At 39.5% G+C, this 19,414-nt stretch carries 11 protein-coding genes and 6 tRNA genes; 4 read left to right on the forward strand and 13 right to left on the reverse strand.

The genetic code is table 11. The annotated features are described in order from the left end of the window. Positions 1-127: 127 nt before the first annotated feature. The 6 genes from PPBDW_RS04215 to xthA form a co-directional block, all read right to left on the reverse strand. Entirely contained in the window at positions 128-1,345 is a 1,218-nt protein-coding gene (locus PPBDW_RS04215; protein ID WP_036793580.1) for an EAL domain-containing response regulator, read from the reverse strand. Positions 1,346-1,354: 9 nt separating this feature from the next. Continuing rightward, positions 1,355-5,302, reverse strand: coding sequence for a transporter substrate-binding domain-containing protein (locus PPBDW_RS04220; protein ID WP_036793582.1), 3,948 nt, complete (start codon positions 5,300-5,302; stop codon positions 1,355-1,357). A 31-nt stretch (positions 5,303-5,333) separates the two neighbouring features. After that, positions 5,334-6,935, reverse strand: a complete 1,602-nt coding sequence (locus PPBDW_RS04225; RefSeq protein WP_036793584.1) for a response regulator — start codon at positions 6,933-6,935, stop codon at positions 5,334-5,336. Between the two features lie 203 nt (positions 6,936-7,138). Further along, positions 7,139-9,412: a formate C-acetyltransferase gene (gene pflB / locus PPBDW_RS04230; RefSeq protein WP_036793586.1), complete on the reverse strand. Its 2,274-nt coding sequence runs from the start codon at positions 9,410-9,412 to the stop codon at positions 7,139-7,141. A gap of 55 nt (positions 9,413-9,467) precedes the next feature. After that, positions 9,468-10,334, reverse strand: coding sequence for a formate transporter FocA (gene focA / locus PPBDW_RS04235; RefSeq protein WP_036793588.1), 867 nt, complete (start codon positions 10,332-10,334; stop codon positions 9,468-9,470). 508 nt (positions 10,335-10,842) lie between these two features. Then, complete coding sequence (gene xthA, locus PPBDW_RS04240) at positions 10,843-11,652, reverse strand: exodeoxyribonuclease III (RefSeq protein WP_036793590.1); 810 nt, start codon at positions 11,650-11,652, stop codon at positions 10,843-10,845. Between the two features lie 256 nt (positions 11,653-11,908). On the opposite strand from xthA, the gene PPBDW_RS04245 reads away from it, so the two are divergent. Beyond that, entirely contained in the window at positions 11,909-12,157 is a 249-nt protein-coding gene (locus PPBDW_RS04245) for a GlsB/YeaQ/YmgE family stress response membrane protein (protein ID WP_036793593.1), read from the forward strand. Between the two features lie 37 nt (positions 12,158-12,194). Then, complete coding sequence (locus PPBDW_RS04250) at positions 12,195-12,350, forward strand: hypothetical protein (protein WP_155395136.1); 156 nt, start codon at positions 12,195-12,197, stop codon at positions 12,348-12,350. On the opposite strand, the gene PPBDW_RS04255 is transcribed toward PPBDW_RS04250, so the two are convergent. From PPBDW_RS04255 to PPBDW_RS04285, 7 genes are all read right to left on the reverse strand, one after another. Further along, positions 12,347-13,984: a response regulator gene (locus PPBDW_RS04255; RefSeq protein ID WP_036793595.1), complete on the reverse strand. Its 1,638-nt coding sequence runs from the start codon at positions 13,982-13,984 to the stop codon at positions 12,347-12,349. The genes PPBDW_RS04250 and PPBDW_RS04255 overlap by 4 nt on opposite strands. Before the next feature lie 147 nt (positions 13,985-14,131). Further along, positions 14,132-14,216: transfer RNA gene (locus tag PPBDW_RS04260), tRNA-Tyr, on the reverse strand. 73 nt (positions 14,217-14,289) lie between these two features. Beyond that, positions 14,290-14,374 (reverse strand) — tRNA-Tyr (locus PPBDW_RS04265). Between the two features lie 72 nt (positions 14,375-14,446). Next, positions 14,447-14,531 (reverse strand) — tRNA-Tyr (locus PPBDW_RS04270). A gap of 72 nt (positions 14,532-14,603) precedes the next feature. Further along, positions 14,604-14,688 (reverse strand) — tRNA-Tyr (locus PPBDW_RS04275). Between the two features lie 72 nt (positions 14,689-14,760). Next, positions 14,761-14,845: transfer RNA gene (locus PPBDW_RS04280), tRNA-Tyr, on the reverse strand. Between the two features lie 75 nt (positions 14,846-14,920). Next, positions 14,921-15,005, reverse strand: a tRNA-Tyr gene (locus tag PPBDW_RS04285). A gap of 182 nt (positions 15,006-15,187) precedes the next feature. On the opposite strand from PPBDW_RS04285, the gene PPBDW_RS04290 reads away from it, so the two are divergent. Together PPBDW_RS04290 and PPBDW_RS04295 are read left to right on the forward strand one after the other, a co-directional pair. Next, complete coding sequence (locus PPBDW_RS04290; protein ID WP_036793596.1) at positions 15,188-16,261, forward strand: efflux RND transporter periplasmic adaptor subunit; 1,074 nt, start codon at positions 15,188-15,190, stop codon at positions 16,259-16,261. Beyond that, positions 16,261-19,386, forward strand: a complete 3,126-nt coding sequence (locus tag PPBDW_RS04295) for a multidrug efflux RND transporter permease subunit (protein WP_036793598.1) — start codon at positions 16,261-16,263, stop codon at positions 19,384-19,386. Before PPBDW_RS04290 ends, PPBDW_RS04295 begins: the two co-directional genes overlap by 1 nt. The last annotated feature ends 28 nt before the right edge of the window (positions 19,387-19,414 follow it).

Consider the following 19,414-nt stretch of genomic DNA (forward strand, 5'->3'; position numbering starts at 1 on the left):
TTTCTCCGCATACTGCGTTTTATTTGCATGTTATTTTATTACAAAACGATGTCTGAATATAGCGAAAACTCAGGATTGTTAATCAACATGACCATTTAGTTGTGGTTGATATTCATACAACTTGTGTTTATGTAGTGATATCTTTTGGCGGTGAATTATTAAGCAGTTGTTGACTACGCTGTTGCCATTGAGTATGCCAAATTGGGATTTGACTAAAGGGCAGTGGCGGTGAAATAAAATACCCTTGTGCTAATTCACAATCCATTTTTTGCAGTTTTAACCACAAGGTAATATCCTCAACACCCTCAGCGATGGTGGTTAATTTGAGGCGTTGAGCTAATAATAAGCATGTTTCAATAATTACTTTTGCGGTGTAGCTAGTTGGCATTGCTTGGACAAAACCAATGTCTAACTTTAATGACTTGAACGGTAAAATATCAAGTTGTTTGAGTGATGAATAACCGGTGCCAAAATCGTCAATTGAGAGATTAAAGCCATGCATGCCTAACCGAGCCGCAGCTTCTAGTGCCTTTCCGGCGGATTCAAAAAGTTCAGATTCAGTTAATTCAAAATACAACCAATGATGCAGTTGTGGATATTGATGGTGTAACGCTAATACACTATTAATAAAACTACGTTCGACCAATGTTTTCGCTGATATATTAACTGCTACTTTACGTCCGCAAAAAATATCTTGATGACTAATGATATGGTTAATAATCAGTAATGCTAGCTGACTATCTTTACCAATATTGGCTAAATGTTTAATGAATTTTACTGCTGGTACAATGCCATGATTAGGATGTATAAAGCGAATTAATGCCTCACTGGCAACCCACTCACCCGTTGTTAGATTTACAATAGGTTGGTAGTAAGGTGTGAGATAACCAGCAGTAAACGCATCGAGAATATCTTGTTCTTTAATGTCTAGTTGTAATGGATGCGTTATCGCTACAGGTTGTAGATTATTAGTCGCAAGTGTCAATAATTGTTTTAATTGATCAAGATGAGTTGGTTTAACTAAAGTCCCTAATAGGTTAAGACCATAGTTTTTACACATTTTATTGACACTATTGAGTACCCCTTTATCTAAAGCACTGGTAATAATAATCGCGCCAGTAAACTGCTGTTCAGCAAGATGACCGAGAAAACTAATGCCATCCATTTGTGGCATATTGAGATCACAGAGTAATAATTGTGGTTGATAAGTTTTCATTGCCGCTAAGGCATCAATACCATTGGTAGCACAATGTATATGATCGTGATTTGGATCGATCAAATGAGCTAATTGGGTTGCAAGAACTTGACGTTGAAAGTCATGATCTTCAATCAATAATATATTCATATGTCGATCCTATGTGCTATGAATTTGCAGTGATAATTGTTCGATTAATTGTTCAATATGTAAATAGTTACGCTGTAAGTCGGTAGTATTTATTTGAACTTGCTGCGAGCATAACTCAAGATCATGGGTAGCTTGTGCTAATTGATGAAAAGCCATCATCCGTGCTGCTCCTTTCATTCGATGACTAATCATAAATATACTATCATTGTTTTGTTGTGCTATTGCAGTGTTAAGTTGAGTTAAATCATCAACACAAGAAGCTAAATATTGTTGAAGTAGCGTCTGACAAAGCTCGTTATCACCGAATATTGGTAATAACTCATTGATATCAATCATAGCAATAGCTGCTGTTGATATATTTGATGTTGTTACTTGTTTAGTGCCTACTTGTGTTAAATTTGGGACGTTATTGGTTACGTTTACAGGCTGTAACCATTGAGCTAATACTTCTTTTAGCTGCTGCTGTTTTAGCGGTTTAATTAAATAATCGCTAAATCCCATCGTCTTAAAACGCTCAGTATTAGTTAGGGCGTTAGCTGTAATAGCAATAATTGGTAGTGCGATAGTTGCAGTTTGTTGTTCTTGCTCTCGAATTGTTTTAGCTAACTCATAGCCGTCCATTTCGGGCATATGACAATCAGTTAATAGAATATTGTAGTGATTGTCAGCTAACGCAATTAAAGCCTGTTTTCCGTTATCAACAATATCAACCGCATAATTAAGTTGTTCCAATTGCTGCTTAAGTATTTGTTGGTTTATTGGATGATCTTCTGCGACCAAAATATAACGATTATTCGCAATGGCCTGCTCACGGGTTAAGGTTACAGGTAACGTATATTGGTATTGACTATCATTATTATAAGGTTGGAATGGTTGCGTTAATGCACGGTAAAGTTGCTGAGGTAATAATGGGCTCAGAGAAATATTACGCGCATTAATATTTGACGTTAGCATCACATTCGCTGAAGTAATGGTGATCCAATTTACCGATGGTAAGTTAATTGCGATCCAATTAAGGTCGATATTATGCTCAGTGGCCCATGATTGAGGTATAAAAAGTGTATCAATACATTGTGTAGATACGGCAGCTGCTAGTTGTTCTTTAGTCGTTGGGTTTAATGTTGTAATTGTACATTGCCAAGCCGCTAAGTAATTCACCAAAATAGGATCATCCACCATCGCTAATAAGCCACAGTGTTTGTTTAATGGCTTAATTTTAGTCGGCTGACAAATATCAAACGTTAGTATAATGGTAAAACTTGTACCTTGAGCAAGTTGACTTGATACCGTGATAGTGCCACCCATGAGCTGGATTAATTGGTGACAAATAGATAGCCCTAATCCCGTGCCGTCATAACGACGAGCGCTGTCTTGGTCTATCTGCTCAAAAGGTTGAAATAACTTATTAATATCTTGTGGGGAAATACCAATTCCAGTATCAGTTACTTTAAATGCAATTATCTGTTGGTTATCTTGTTGTGATAACAGGCTAATATCTAGATAAATTGATCCTTGAGAGGTAAATTTAATCGCATTATTTAGTAAGTTATTGAGAACCTGTTTAAGACGCATACTATCAAAGCGTAAACTTTGAGCGATATTAGGATCAAGCCATAACTTAAAATCAAGCCCTTTTTGTGCAGCATGAATAGCATGGGGTTGAACTAAAATAGTCGCAATTTTAGTTAATGTTTTTTCACGAATATCGAGCTTGAGTTTTTTTGATTCAAGTTTAGAAAAATCCAATACATCATTGACAATATTTAATAAATTTTCGCTTGAGAGTGCTAAGTTTTGATGAATTTGACGCAATTCAGGTTGTTGTGCGTAAGGTTTCATTAAATCTAATAAACAAATAATCCCACTGATTGGAGTGCGAATTTCGTGACTCATCATGGCTAAAAAGCGTGATTTTGCCGTGGTTGCCGCTTGAGATTTTTGTTTAGCAGTTGTTAGTGCTAATTGCTGGTGCTTTAATTGAGTGATATCAATCAAAATACTATTCCACTGCCAACCTATTGCTGCTGGTGTTATCTGGCTGCGTACTTCAATCCAACGTGAACTCGTGGAGTCTTGAGTATTAATTTGTAATTCTGTACGCCAATAACCTTGTTTTACCGCATTACGCATTGCCGTAAGTAGATTTTGATAATCCTCACGTTGAGCGATACGATCTTGGAGTAAATGTGGAAAAAAATAAAATTTGCTCGCAGATATACCTGTGAAATCGGCAATCTTTTCACTCATAAACAGAATATCAATATCCATTGGATCATCACTTTTTTGGTGATGCTGAATCAATACGCCATCAAAGTTGTTGGTTAAATAGGTTAATTTATCCTCAACGGCTTTACGGTGCTTGATCTCATTTGTTAAACGACGATTCCAGACCGTAATAGCCCCCATAATAGCGCTGATCACTAACCCAAATATGATGATGAAGGTAATTAATCGATGATAATTACCATCTGCTTTCAGAGTAACAGTATGCCACTTTTTTTGAATATCGATTAAGGTGCTCGGAGGCAAAGAGTCCATGGCTTTATTAAAAATATCACGTAACGGCAAGTTGTCTTTTTTAACAGCAAACGACACTTTGCGATTGTGATCATCGATATGGCTTGAGACAATTTTAAATTGACCTAAAAAGTTTTTTTGTAATAGCACATGAGCTGCTGAGAGTGAAATAACCGCATAATTAATCTCGCCATTGGCTAAAGCATGTAAAATATCTAGTTTGGTTTTAAATTGATGGATCTTGGCTGTTGGATAATGTTCTTTTACAAGGCTAGCACCAAAGCCAGAAGTCAGAACACCAATGATATCAGTCTTATTAATACCTATTAATTTTCGATGATTAATACGATCGACCATGACCCATTTATCGTTGCCGTAAGGAGCTGTAAATGCGAGTTCTCTATGGCGTTTTTTTGTCATTGCTATCGCGGCAATAATATCAATTTCATTATTGGCTAATTTCTGTTTGGCGTCTTGATAATCACGGATAGGGACGATAGTCGTCGTGAAATGAAGCTTATTTTTTATATGCTCTAAAGTGTCGTTAAGTTGATGCAAAGTAATATCGTTTTGATTTAATTCTTTAGATATCGGAAATTGATAACCAATACGAATATTTTGATGCTGTTGTAAATAGTGAGTTTCTGTAGTGGTCAGGTGTAGCGCATGAGGATCACCTAACATTTTCTTTTGTGTGTTTGTTAACCAATTATCATAAATTTCAGTTAGCGCTGATTCAGGAAGTTGATTATAAGCGTTGTTGATTTTATCAATAATGGCACGATTATTTTTAGTTGCAGTGATATATAAGCGTTCAAAAGGAAGTTCTGTTAACGGTGAAAAATATAATGATCGCTGAAAATCGCCAAAAGTATATAAATTTTGCAATATAAGACCATTACCAATATATACATCCGCTAATCCCGTCTCGACGGCATTAAGTGCCACTGTGCTTGATGGCATTGCGAGGATTTGGCCTTTAATTTGTAGATCTTTTATTTTTTGTTCTATCGCAAAGCCATTTTCAACACTAACGATGACATCATTTAGATCGGCTATCTTGGTATGTTGTGGTGAACGACTGATCATCGCGAATGAGGTACTTAAAATAGGATCGCTAAAGACCATATATTTTTGGCGATCAAATGTTGACGCAACACCAATTAAGAGATCGACCTCATTACGCTTAAATGCTGACAACATCTCATCAAAACTCGAGTAAGCGATATTTTTGACTTGGTAGCCAGCTTTATCTGCAATAGCGTCCATTAAAGAAGGTAATAAGCCAATAATTTTATCGTTATTTTTAAAGGCTAGTGGTGCCCAATTAAACGAGGTATAGCCCACAGTTAAAATAGGTTTAGTTGTTGCTTCATTCGTTGGAGAGGCATGTATGGCGAGGCTAAAGATTAATGTTAGCAACAGCATTATATTACGCATGAAAAAATACCTAAAATAATAAATCAATGGGCTAATATAGAGGCCGTTGCAGGCTGCGATATTGTGCTTTTAGTTTCAAATACCAATCTGGTTTAAAATCTTGTGACTCAAAGGTCCATCTAGCTTCTTTTATCCATAATTGGTGTTGTGGATCGCCGTCTACATACCCGCGTGAAGATAATTCGACTAAACAGCGTGCTAATACCTCATCAAAACGATAGTGAGGCCATAATTGTAAAATAGCCTGTCCAGCTTCAATATAATATTTTTGTTTTACTAACCTAAGAGCATAACGATATTTTTCGTCATCCTGGTTACTTGATGTCGGCTGCATTGTCTCTAACCACATGTTTTTTATAATAGAATGTGGCTCATTACTATGCTGATTGAGATTATGTTGTAATCGTTGGTAGCATGTTATTTGATGACGTGTCATTGCTAAGCGGTTGCTAATACAGAGGGCGATAGCATCAAACTCAAAACTATGATGTTCTGGGGATGTTTGTTGGATCATATCTAGCGCAGCAATGTAGCTTTTGTAAGCATTAAGTGTGTTATCGCTGTCTAAATATTGCCATGCTTGCAGTAAATAAATAAATGGACGCTCATTTTTAGTGATGGTTTTTTGCTGACTGATTGTGCGCCATAAACGCTCAATGGGTAAGCTCTTTTTATCGCTGTGTTGCAGTTGTAGCCAAATAATAAAAGCGTGGTAGCAAGGCTTATCCCATACTGAATGGCGAAGATATGAGATAGCTTCACGTAAGTGTTGCTGCATTGCACTATGGTTATGAAAATGACATTCGATCCATAATAAACCAAATAAGCGATGCAAATTATTTTTACTAACATTATGGGCTTGCAACCAAAAATCATAACCCTGAGTGATTTTATTTTGTAATAGTGCTAGGCATGCACTGTATTCAAGTAGCATTAAATGATCAGGATATAGGCGGCGTAATTTCACTAATAGTGGTTCAAGCGCTTGAAATTTTTGTTGTCGTAACCATAGTTTTGCCAATAGTAGCTGGGCAGGTAAGCTTTGTTCTTGGTATTGGATTAGAGTTAATAGCGCTTCTATATCGGCATCAAGGTGAGGCTTTTTTTGGTTAAATAAGCGTTTTGCCACTGCCGTTATCATTGTGCTGTGAGTGCTCTGCGGCGAACTAGATTTTGTACATATAGCTTTAATCCCACTAATACCTGAATGTAAGTAACGCTCAAAAGCATGATCATTTATCACGCGCTGTTCAAAACTATATTCTAAGCGCTGCTTTAAAGTATTTAAACGTAGAGGTTTAACGAGGTAATCGTCGGGTTGGTATTCAGAAAAACCCATCAATACCGCAGGGGAGTCATCTGCAGTAAGAATAAAAATGAGTGGTGAATGTTGCAATAAACCATTGTGGTGGAGGCGTTCAAGTAATTGTAAGCCAGTGCTACCAAAGCCAAGGTTGAAATCTAGAAATAAAATATCAAAGTCTTGTTGTTGGCAATATTTTATTGCTTCAGATGCATTAGAGGCGCAAAAGATATTAGCGCTTTGAAATTGACCATTAACTAAAATTAACTTGGTTGTTTGTTGGATAATACTACTGTCGTCGACAATCAATACTGATTGAGTTCTGCGCATGAGAAAGTCGTATCCTTAAGCATAAAATTAAATAATTACGTTTTGTGAGTGTTTTTCGCGCAGGGTAGCTATAAAGTGTGATATGAACAATACAAATAATGTAACAGTATGTATCTTTGTGTATAAAATTTGACGCATAAAAAAACCGGCTATATAAGCCGGTTTTTTATTAGGAAGCGAACTTCCTACACAGAGATTCTATATTATAGAGAAGCTGTGAAAGTACGAGCAATAACGTCAGCCTGCTGTTCAGCAGTTAGAGAGTTAAAACGCACAGCGTAACCCGATACACGGATAGTTAACTGTGGGTAGTTCTCTGGGTGCTTAACTGCGTCTTCTAGCGTTTCGCGGTTAAGAACGTTAACGTTAAGGTGTTGACCACCTTCGATGCCAGTCTCATGGTGGAAGTAACCATCCATTAGGCCTGCAAGGTTATTCTCTTGAGTATCAAGATCTTTACCTAGTGCGTTTGGAACGATAGAGAATGTGTATGAGATACCATCTTTAGCGTGTGCAAACGGTAGTTTACCTACAGAAGTAAGTGAAGCTACAGCACCTTTTTCATCACGACCGTGCATTGGGTTTGCACCTGGTGCGAAAGGAGCACCTGCACGACGACCGTCTGGAGTGTTACCTGTCTTCTTACCGTACACAACGTTAGATGTGATAGTTAGGATAGACTGAGTTGGAATCGCATCACGGTACATTTTGTGAGTGCGGATCTTGTTCATGAAGCGCTCAACAAGGTCACATGCGATGTCATCAACGCGTGCGTCATTGTTACCGAACTTAGGATAGTCACCTTCGATTTCGAAATCGATAGCGATGCCATCTTCGTCACGGATAGGCTTAACAGTTGCGTATTTAATCGCTGATAGTGAGTCAGCAGCAACAGAAAGACCAGCGATACCACAAGCCATTGTACGCTTGATGTCACGATCGTGTAGAGCCATTAGCGATGCTTCGTAGCTGTACTTGTCGTGGCTCCAGTGGATAGCGTTTAGTGCAGAAACGTAAGTCGTTGCTAACCAATCCATGAAGTGATCTAGACGATCCATAGTATCTGTGTAGTCAAGAACTTCAGCAGTTACTTTGTCAGTCTTAGGACCCACTTGGATCTTAAGCTTCTCATCTACACCGCCGTTGATTGCGTAAAGCATAGTTTTAGCAAGGTTAGCACGTGCACCGAAGAACTGCATTTGCTTACCAACAACCATTGGCGATACACAACAAGCGATAGCGTAATCGTCAGAGTTCATGTCTGGACGCATTAGGTCATCGTTTTCGTACTGGATAGAAGATGTATCGATAGATACCTTCGCACAGAACTTCTTGAAGCCTACAGGTAGTTTCTCAGACCAAAGAACAGTGATGTTTGGCTCTGGAGAAGGACCCATTGTGTATAGGCTGTTTAGGAAACGGAAGTTAGTACGTGTAACTAGTGTACGACCGTCAAGACCCATACCACCCATTGATTCTGTTGCCCAGATTGGGTCACCAGAGAATAGCTCATCGTATTCAGGCGTACGTAGGAAACGAACCATACGTAGCTTCATTACGAAGTGGTCGATCATTTCTTGTGCTTGTGCTTCAGTGATCTTACCAGCGGCAATATCACGCTCGATGAAGATGTCTAGGAAAGTCGAAGTACGACCTAGAGACATTGCAGCACCGTTTTGTGATTTAACAGCAGCTAGGTAGCCGAAGTAAGTCCACTGTACAGCTTCTTGTGCAGTTGCAGCAGGAAGAGAGATATCACAACCGTATTTAGCAGCCATAGTCTTGATTTGACCAAGCGCACGGTGTTGCTCACAGATCTCTTCACGACGTTGCATAGTCATTTGAAGATCTTCGCCGTTCTCAAACATTTCTTCTAGAGATTTGAATTGAGCTAGCTTGTCAGCCATTAGCTTGTCAATACCGTAAAGTGCGATACGACGGTAGTCACCAATGATACGACCACGGCCGTATGCATCAGGAAGACCAGTTAGAACACCAGACTTACGACATTTGATGATAGAAGGAGTGTAGATATCGAAAACACCTTGGTTGTGTGTTTTACGAAGCTCTGAGTAAACCTTCTTGATAGTAGGATCTAGTTCACGACCGTATACTTTGCATGAGTTTTCGATCATGCGGATACCACCGTTAGGGATCAAACCACGCTTAAGAGGCGCGTCAGTTTGAAGACCTACGATAGTTTCAAGTTCTTGGTCGATGTAACCAGCGTCGTGTGCAGTGATAGTAGAAACAACGTCAGTATCGAAATCAACAGGTGCGTGAGTCGCGTTTTCCTGTTTGATGCCTACCATTACAGCTTCCCAAAGTTTAGCTGTAGCTGGAGTTGCTTCTGTTTCAAGGAAAGAGCCGTCACCCTCGAAAGGAGTGTAGTTCTTTTGGATAAAGTCACGAACGTTTACTTCGTTCTGCCAATCACCAGCTGTGAAGCCTTCCCATGCAGCAAATTGCTCTGCCATTGTATACCTACCTATACTATTCAGTAGAAAAAAATAAGTGTTCTCGCGTCAAAACTTAGTGGTGGCTATTGCCTTTAAGTTCTGGACGGCGATGAATAACCCAATACGTCATACCAACCAATACACCACCACCAAGAATATTACCAATGGTAACGGGAATTAGGTTGTTTACAATAAAATTATGTATGGTTAAATCTGCAAATTGAGCCGGATTTACACCTGTCATTGCCCAGAATTCTGGACTTGCGAAACTGTGAATTACAATACCCATTGGAATCATAAACATATTTGCAATACAGTGCTCAAAACCACTTGCAACAAACATCGCAACAGGTAGCAACATTACCATAACTTTATCAGTCGCACTACGGCATGAAAAAGTCATCCAAGTTGCAAGACAAACCATTAGGTTACATAAAATACCTAAAACAACAGCTTGTCCAAAATTATGATGAAGCTTATGTTGTGCGATTTTCATTGCGTTAATACCCCATTGGCCATCGGCACCAAGGTGTTGTTTTGCAATCCAAATACACACAACAAAGAATATTGCGCCAACAAAGTTACCGAAGTAAACAATGCCCCAGTTCTTCATTAACTGGCCAGTAGTAATACGTCCACTTGCTCGAGCAACCGTGGTTAATACAGAAGAGGTAAATAGCTCACCGCCACATATAACTACTAGGATTAAACCTAAACTAAATGCAAGCCCACCAACAAATTTAGACATACCCCAAGGCATATCACCAGCGCCAGTAGTTACTGTTGTGTAAAACACAAAAGCAATTGAAATAAAAACACCAGCAGTTATCGCTAAAAAGAATGACTGTAGCGGATGTTTTGTCGCTTTATAAACGCCGACTTCTTCGGCCTTATGTGCCATAGCTGGTGGCATCAGCGAGTCAAAAGGATTAGTTTCCATTTTCACAGGGGTGCTCTTTATGGTTTAAGTTAGGCTGCAAGAATAATAGCAAAGGTTGTGAATCATAAATTTGATCTGGATCATTGCGGTGAAAATTTATAACAAAATTAGACATAATATTACATTGCAAAATAATGTAATCAGTTGAATTTAAACGGTATAATTTTTTTGAAAAAACTAAAAAAAATTTTAATGTAATTTTGTTTCATAATTTTACAGCTATGGTTACAAAATTACGCATCCTTTAAAATCAATGGGTTAGTTGTTCATGGTTTTTTTTTTAACGTATTTATGCCGCTAAAAGAATATTCATTCAACTTTTTTTATATTGATGTTATCAATGTGTTTTCTGGGGATGTATTTTTATTACTTATGCTAGGTGGGTATGGTGTAAGCGTGGTGATGAATATATATGTAAAATTAACAAAAAGCCGCTATCAATGATAATCGGCTTTTTCGATGTAAATCTGTTGATGTAAACAATGATTATCGTTGTACAACCAATAAATTAATCGTTGAAAGTTGACCAAATTGGCGCATGATCTGACGGTTTTTCAATACCGCGTAGTTCGTAATCAATCCCTGATTCAATACAACGATTAGCTAATGTTGGTGTTGCTAAGATCACATCAATCCGTAGTCCTCTGTTATCAACAAAGCCTTTAGAACGATAATCAAACCATGAAAATTGATCATCTACCGTTGGGTGTAGTTGACGGAACGTATCAATAAAGCCCCAATCAAGTAATGTCTTTAACCATTGTCGCTCAATCGGCTGGAATGAACATTTCCCCGTTTTTAGCCATCGCTTAGCATTAACCGGACCAATACCAATGTCTAAATCCGTTGGACTTATATTGATATCGCCCATGATGATTAGTTCATTATCAACGCTATGGCTATCATTAAGGTAGTGCATTAGATCCGCATAAAACTTTTCTTTCGCGGGAAATTTTGTTTCGTGGCTAACATTATCACCTTGTGGGAAATAGCCGTTCATTACGGTAATGGTAGTGCCGTTTTGTTGAGCAAAAGTAGCCATGATCATTCGACGTTGAGCTTCGTCATCATCGCTTGGAAAGCCTTTCTGAACACTAATAGGTTCTTGCTTGCATAGCATTGCCACGCCGTAATGGGCTTTTTGGCCATGAAAGTAAACCTTGTATCCCATTGCTTCCACATCAGCTAATGGAAAGGCTTCGTCATGAACTTTAATCTCTTGTAAACCGATAACATCAGGCTGGTGTTTATCTATAATAGCCTGAAGTTGATGTAAACGAGCTCGTAGCCCATTGATGTTAAACGAAATAACTTTCATATTTAGTATCCATAACTGCGAATAATTATTGGTTACAGATACTAGCACATCAACCCATCACTTCAATATATGATCACGCCATTGAGAATATGAGCATAAGTAAATGGCTGTTTTATTTGGGCATGATGATTATTGCAGGTCTATGATAGAGGTGCAGATATTATTTATGACAAGCTATTGTTTTTAAATGATCAGCTCAAACACTATAGCCATGAGCGGGTGTTATCTTTATTTACTAATAGAAGGAAACTGTAATATGGGCATCATTTCTTGGATTATTTTGGGTCTTATCGCTGGGGCATTAGCTAAATGGTTAATGCCAGGTAATGATGGTGGTGGTTGGATTGCAACTTGTGGTTTAGGTATTGCTGGATCTTTAGCGGGTGGATGGATTGGCTCATTGATTGGTATTGGCGCTGCTGGAGGAATTAACCTTGGTAGTATTATTATTGCTACCGCTGGCGCATTGATATTATTGTTTATCTATAATCGTTTTATTCGCTAATAACGGTGTTATATAACGATAATCATGGAGCATAATAATGTTTGATTTTATTAAGCGGTTGTTCGGCTCTGAGTCAGAGGATGAACGCAATACTCGACTAAGAAAAGAAAAAGCACAACAACACCGCAATCAAAAATATGCACAGGGTGCATCTGATAAGCCAACTACTCATGATGATGATGGCGAGAACTAAACGTTAATGATCGTTTTTTCATCTTTAATTTGCTGCTGCAGTTGTGTAAACCATCCACTTAAAGGCGGTGGCAGTGGCATTTTTTTGATCAAATATAGACTGTCATTAATGTGGTTGTCAGTAAACTGAGGCTGGGGTAATAAACACGTAATACGACCAAGGTGAGCTTCAGTGCAATATGGATAATCTCGAAGAATAGTTTGGTAAATACAGTATGCTCTATGAGGATCATGGTTAAGCATCGATTTTGCTGTAACAAGCTGCGAGATTAATAATCTAATGTTTGCTATTAGGAACTTATTGCCACCTAATTGAGCGAGACGGCGGTAACTATAGTCATCTAATAAATCACCACTCATTAATGCTTGGTAAATTTCACCTATTAAGCGTGTCTCACCGAAATGAATAAGTAATGGTAGTGCATCAATCATAATTGCAGTAGGTGCTTGCGACATTTTACCATAATAACGGGCTAAGCCATGTAATAGTCGGCGTTTGGCTTTTAAGGGCTGCTGAGTTGAAAAAGCAAATCGCGCTAAAGTGATATGACTAAAGTCAGCTAAGGTTGCTTGCTGCTTATAGGTTAAACGTCGCTTTGCATGTTGCTGAATCGTCTTCAGTGAAATTAATAACTTCTGTGGTAACGATAATTGTTGGCTGACAAGCTGTTCAAATATAGCCGTAAATTCAGCAAAACTAGCAATCCAATCATTACCAATAATTGGTAAGTGGGTCGCAAGTACTTTTCCTGCTTTGAAAAATAACGGCAGATCATTGGTATCGGCAGCTAATTGTGCCACAAGTAGTGAGCGATGACAGATCCCTGGTGTTAATACCATCGCCTGTTGAGCAATAACTTTGGCATCATTGTAGCGGTGCTGTTGCTGTAATAAGGTGGCTAATTCATCATAAGCTTCCACATATAGTGGTACTTGTTTGATCAAACTGTGCAGGCAATGAATAGCAGCTTGTGTTTCATTTAACCGGTGCTTGAGCTTTGCTTGACGTAAAATGAGTTTATGGTTATTGGTCTGCTGACTAAAGGTTGTCAGTAACTGAGTTGCTTGTTGCCAATCTTGTTGTTCTATTAATAGATCAATCAATAGTATTTCTATTTCAAGATTATGGCCCTTATATAGCAGTAATTGTCGGCATAGCTCAATAGCGTGTGAGGTTTGATGATTATCTAGTGCGATGTAGATAGGTTGGCGTAATAGACAAGCTTGATATATAGCGATGACACGTTTTTTAAGTTTGCCAATATTAAGCGGCTTAGTGAGAAAACTGTCAGCATGGATGCTCATTGATGTGACAATGACTTCAGGTGTGCGGTCGCCAGAAATAAATACTACACCACAATGTGAACTGATGTGATTTCTTTTTCTAATTGCTGCCAGTAATTCACTGCCATTGAGATTTGGTTCAAGGTGGAAGTCGATTATCATTAGATCATAACGGGTATTTTTACATAACTGAAAAGCACTATCGCTATCGGTCGCGATATCCACAGTAGTGATATTGATACTGTCTAAAATATTTTTAATCAGTGCGCCAGAGGAAAGTTGATCATCAATAATGAGGACGCGAATATCATGGGTATTATGTGATGGTGCTTTAGTAAATTCTTCTGTCATAAATATCCATATACTGAAACAGAAAGGCTACGAAATATGTATTGTATAGATCTAACGTTATCTCAATGATAGTCGAAATTAAACGCTTAAGTGCGGGATTATTTTATAGGTATAAAAAAACCAGCTGCAAGGCAACTGGTTGAATGATGGTGGTGGGAGAAGGATTCGAACCTTCGAAGGCAGTGCCGGCAGATTTACAATCTGCTCCCTTTGGCCACTCGGGAATCCCACCACGGGATGTTACTGTTATAATTAAAGCTCACTTTAATTACCGAAAAGTTGTTATAAACAACCTTTCTAAATGATGGTGGTGGGAGAAGGATTCGAACCTTCGAAGGCAGTGCCGGCAGATTTACAATCTGCTCCCTTTGGCCACTCGGGAATCCCACCACGGGATGTTACTAGGTTATTAAAGGCCACTTTAATAACCGAAAAGTCGTTATAAACAACCCTTCAAAATGATGGTGGTGGGAGAAGGATTCGAACCTTCGAAGGCAGTGCCGGCAGATTTACAATCTGCTCCCTTTGGCCACTCGGGAATCCCACCACGGGATGTTACTAGGTTATTAAAGGCCACGTCAATAACCGAAAAGTTGTTATAAACAACCCTTCAAAATGATGGTGGTGGGAGAAGGATTCGAACCTTCGAAGGCAGTGCCGGCAGATTTACAATCTGCTCCCTTTGGCCACTCGGGAATCCCACCACGGGATGTTGCTAGGTTATTAAAGGCCACTTCAATAACCGAAAAGTTGTTATAAACAACCCTTCAAAATGATGGTGGTGGGAGAAGGATTCGAACCTTCGAAGGCAGTGCCGGCAGATTTACAATCTGCTCCCTTTGGCCACTCGGGAATCCCACCACGGGATGTTGCTATTGTGATTAAAGGCCACTTTAATCACCGAAAAGCTGTTATATAACAACCCTTCAAAATTAATGGTGGTGGGGGAAGGATTCGAACCTTCGAAGGCAGTGCCGGCAGATTTACAATCTGCTCCCTTTGGCCACTCGGGAACCCCACCACAAGTGCGGAGCGGATAATAACAAACATTTCAGCGCTGTAAACCCTTTTTGTTATATTTATCGAATACTTGCTTGATTTTTCATCACTAAGCTAATTTTTGCTTAACTTTACATTTCTTGACGTTACTCCTGCCCTAGTTCAGATATTATTCGGCGAGTATTTTTATGATGGTTTTAGCAAATGAAAAAAATGGCCGTAGCAGTATTAGTCGCCGCAGTATTATCAGGTAGTTACTTTTACTTTCAAGGAACGTCACATGCTGCGCAAAAAAAATCACCGCCCGAGCGATCGCAACGTGTTGTTTCTGTAACAACGGATGAGGTTGCTTCGGTAGCCGTTGCTCAATCGTTATCATTAGTCGGTAAATTGAATGCAGAACATGCGGTTAATGTTGCTGCTGAAGTGTCAGCTAAAATAAAAACGATTGCTGTCCCTGTTAATACAACGGTTACCAAAGGACAATTACTGATCCAACTTGATGACGATAAAGCCGCAGCGGCCTACGATGAAGCATTGGCATATCGTAATGATGAGCAACGTAAATTAACTGAATTTAAACGCTTGCTTGTTCGTGGCGCTATTACTAAAACAGAAATTGATGCTCAAGCTGCCAGTGTCAGCATTGCTAATGCACGTTTAAAAGCCGCATTAGCTAACCTTAACGATCATGCTATTCGAGCACCGTTTAATGGCACTATCGGATTATATGATTTTAGCCCGGGGCATATGGTTGCTGCGGGTGGTGAGCTGTTTAATTTTGATGACCTTTCTTCTATGCGTCTGGATATTGAAGTACCAGAACAATATATCTCCTCTTTAAAGGTTGGAATTAACGTTACTGCTAGAAGCCAAGCATGGGGCGATCGTGCTTTCGTAGGTAAGATCCAAGCCATTGATTCACGTGTTCAACCTGATTCACTCAATATTAAAGTACGGGTGGTATTTGAAAATAAAGATCACGCGCTAAAACCGGGAATGCTACTCGCTACCGATATTGACTTTATTCCATATCAGCAGGCGATTATTCCTGTGCAAGCATTAGAATATTCAGGCACTAAACGTTATGTCTATATTGTTGACGATCAACAAAAAGTTCATCGCACTTTGGTTGAGCTTGGCGAGCGTATTGATAATAACGTAGTGATACAAAAGGGTATTAAAATAGGTGAGCGTATTGTTGTACAAGGATTAGTCAATATGCGCGATGGCATCACCATTAAAGACATAACGCCTGCTGCTGGAGTGACGAGCTAATGTGGTTATCTGATATTTCAGTAAAGCGGCCTGTGGTTGCTATCGTATTAAGTTTGTTGTTGTGCGTATTTGGTATTGTGTCTTTTTCTAAACTGGCTGTACGTGAGATGCCAGATGTAGAAAGTCCAGTGGTGACCATCATGACCACTTATGAAGGCACATCAGCAACGGTAATGGAAAGCCAAGTTACCACGCCGATAGAAGATGAACTGTCAGGTATCAGTGGTATCGAGAATATTACCTCGATCACTCGTAATGGTATGTCGCGGATCACCGTTGAATTTAATATGGACTGGGATCTGACCGAAGGGGTAAGTGACATTCGAGATGCGGTTGCTCGTGCTCAACGTCGATTACCTGATGATGCCAATGATCCTATTGTTTCAAAAGATAACGGTTCTGGTGAGCCCGCGATCTATATTAATTTATCTTCATCAGAGATGGATCGTACTCAGCTGACTGACTATGCGCAGCGAGTATTAGAAGATCGTTTTAGTCTGCTTGATGGTGTTAGTTCAGTAAGCTTGAGTGGTGCTTTATACAAGGTAATGTATATCAAGTTACAACCTGTCTTAATGGCAGGACGCGGTATCACCACCAAAGATATTGTTAACGCGCTTAAAGATGAAAACGTTGAATTACCCGGTGGTGAAGTCCGTAACGATCAAACGGTGATGTCAGTACGTACCGCGCGCTTATATAAAACCGTTGATGATTTTAAGTATTTAGTGATCCGCAAAACGGCAACAGGAGCACCTATTTATCTTAAAGATGTTGCTAATGTCGCGATTGGTGCTGAAAACGAAAACTCGACCTTTAAAAGCAATGGCGTAGTCAATTTAAGTTTAGGCATTGTAACGATGTCTGATGCTAATCCGCTCGATGTTGCTAAAGAAGTGCGTGCTGAAGTGGCGAAGATGCAAAAGTTTTTGCCGCAAGGGGCGTCGCTGACGATTGATTACGATGCAACGGTGTTTATCGAACGTTCGATTAATGAAGTTTATAACACCCTGTTAGTCACGGGTGCGTTAGTGATTCTGGTGCTGTATATTTTTATTGGTCAAGTGCGTGCAACCTTAATTCCTGCAGTAACGGTACCAGTGTCATTAATCTCGGCATTTATTACGGCTTATTTCTTTGGCTTTTCAATTAACTTGCTGACACTAATGGCGTTAATTCTGGCGATAGGATTGGTGGTCGATGATGCCATTGTGGTGGTTGAAAACGTTTTCCATCATTTACAACGAGGCGAGTCACCATTATTAGCCGCTTATAAAGGTACTCGCGAAGTAGGATTTGCGGTTATTGCAACCACAGCAGTATTGGTGATGGTGTTCTTACCGATATCTTTTATGGAAGGTATGGTTGGGCGATTATTTACTGAATTTTCAGTGTTACTTGCAATGGCGGTGATCTTCTCATCTTTAATCGCATTAACGTTAACCCCAGTAATGTGCAGTAAATTACTTAAAGCGAATGTGAAACCAAATCGGTTTAATCTGTGGGTTAATCGTCAATTTGATAAATTAGAAAATGGTTATCGCAGTATTGTTACTGTTGCGGTAAAAAAACGTTTCGTGGCACCGATTGTGGTATTAGCGTGTATTGCCGCCAGTGCAGGGTTAATGAAAGTGATCCCCGCTCAACTCGCACCACAAGAAGATCGTGGAGTACTCTTTGCATTTGTGAAAGGTGCAGAAGGTACCAGTTATAATCGTATGATTGGCAACATGGATCAAGTTGAAGCACGCTTATTACCATTACTCGGTAAAGGTGTACTGAAATCTGTCAGTATTCAATCACCAGCATTTGGTGGTCGAGCAGGGGATCAGACTGGCTTTGTGATCATGCAATTAGAAGATTGGAATGATCGTTCTGTTAGTGCTCAACAAGCCTTGGGTCTGATCAGTAAAACATTGGCTGGTATTCCTGATGTACGCGTAATGCCAATGATGCCAGGCTTTCGTGGTGGATCATCTGAACCCGTGCAATTTGTATTGGGTGGTGCGGATTACCAAGAACTGTTTAAGTGGGCGACTAAGCTTAAACACATTGCTGAAGATAGCCCGTTAATGGAAGGTGCTGATTTAGATTACGCGGAAACAACCCCAGAGTTACTGGTGAATGTTAACCGTGAGCGTGCGGCTGAATTAGGCATTCCAGTGACTGAAATTGCCGAAACATTAGAAGTGATGCTTGGTGGACGCAGTGAAACAACCTTTGTTGATCGCGGTGAAGAATATGATGTTTATCTGCGTGGTGATGAAAATAGTTTTAACAGCTCAACCGATTTAAGTCAGATTTATTTACGGGCGAAAAATGGCAAGCTAGTCACGCTTGATACCGTCGCTTCAATTGATGAAGTGGCATCAGCACAAAAGTTAAGCCACAACCAAAAGCAGAAATCGATCACCTTAAAAGCAAGCCTTTCTGAAGGTTACACGCTAGGTGATGCGCTTGATTTTCTTGATCAACAAGCGATTGATACGTTGCCGTCAGACATTACCGTTAACTATGCCGGTGAATCACAAGATTTTCGTGATAACCAAAGCAGTATATTCGTGGTATTTGGCTTGGCGTTATTGGTAGCTTATTTAGTGCTTGCAGCGCAGTTTGAAAGCTTTATCAACCCGCTGGTGGTAATGCTAACGGTGCCGATGGGAATTTTTGGTGGTCTTGCTGGATTATGGGTAATGGGACAAGGGCTCAATATTTATAGTCAGATAGGCATGATTATGTTGATTGGTATGGTAACTAAAAACGGTATTCTTATCGTTGAATTTGCTAACCAGCTGCGTGATAAAGGGATAGAGTTTGAGCAAGCGATTATCGATGCCTCGGTACGTCGTCTACGGCCAATTCTAATGACAGCTTTCACGACTTTATTTGGTGCATTACCTTTGATTCTATCAACGGGGGCTGGTGCTGAAAGTCGTATTTCAGTCGGTACTGTGGTGTTCTTTGGAATGGCATTTGCCACTTTAGTAACACTATTAGTGATCCCTGCTATGTACCGTTTATTGTCAGCGAAAACGAAATCTCCAGGATATATTGAAGCGCAATTAGAAAAAGAATTGCAGCATGATTATGTCGGCCGTATTAGCCACGGTGATTTACCGAAGTAAATAATATGAGTAGCGAGTTTGCGAAAGG

The sequence above is a fragment of the Photobacterium kishitanii genome (assembly GCF_000613045.3).
GTDB classification, from domain to species: domain Bacteria; phylum Pseudomonadota; class Gammaproteobacteria; order Enterobacterales; family Vibrionaceae; genus Photobacterium; species Photobacterium kishitanii.

Excerpts from the sequence above, each read along its gene's own strand:
- PPBDW_RS04215 (WP_036793580.1), bottom strand. The coding sequence starts at position 1,345 with ATGAATATATTATTGATTGAAGATCATGACTTTCAACGTCAAGTTCTT.
- PPBDW_RS04220 (WP_036793582.1), bottom strand. The coding sequence starts at position 5,302 with ATGCGTAATATAATGCTGTTGCTAACATTAATCTTTAGCCTCGCCATA.
- PPBDW_RS04225 (WP_036793584.1), bottom strand. The coding sequence starts at position 6,935 with ATGCGCAGAACTCAATCAGTATTGATTGTCGACGACAGTAGTATTATC.
- pflB (WP_036793586.1), bottom strand. The coding sequence starts at position 9,412 with ATGGCAGAGCAATTTGCTGCATGGGAAGGCTTCACAGCTGGTGATTGG.
- focA (WP_036793588.1), bottom strand. The coding sequence starts at position 10,334 with ATGGAAACTAATCCTTTTGACTCGCTGATGCCACCAGCTATGGCACAT.
- xthA (WP_036793590.1), bottom strand. The coding sequence starts at position 11,652 with ATGAAAGTTATTTCGTTTAACATCAATGGGCTACGAGCTCGTTTACAT.
- PPBDW_RS04245 (WP_036793593.1), top strand. The coding sequence starts at position 11,909 with ATGGGCATCATTTCTTGGATTATTTTGGGTCTTATCGCTGGGGCATTA.
- PPBDW_RS04250 (WP_155395136.1), top strand. The coding sequence starts at position 12,195 with ATGTTTGATTTTATTAAGCGGTTGTTCGGCTCTGAGTCAGAGGATGAA.
- PPBDW_RS04255 (WP_036793595.1), bottom strand. The coding sequence starts at position 13,984 with ATGACAGAAGAATTTACTAAAGCACCATCACATAATACCCATGATATT.
- PPBDW_RS04290 (WP_036793596.1), top strand. The coding sequence starts at position 15,188 with ATGAAAAAAATGGCCGTAGCAGTATTAGTCGCCGCAGTATTATCAGGT.
- PPBDW_RS04295 (WP_036793598.1), top strand. The coding sequence starts at position 16,261 with ATGTGGTTATCTGATATTTCAGTAAAGCGGCCTGTGGTTGCTATCGTA.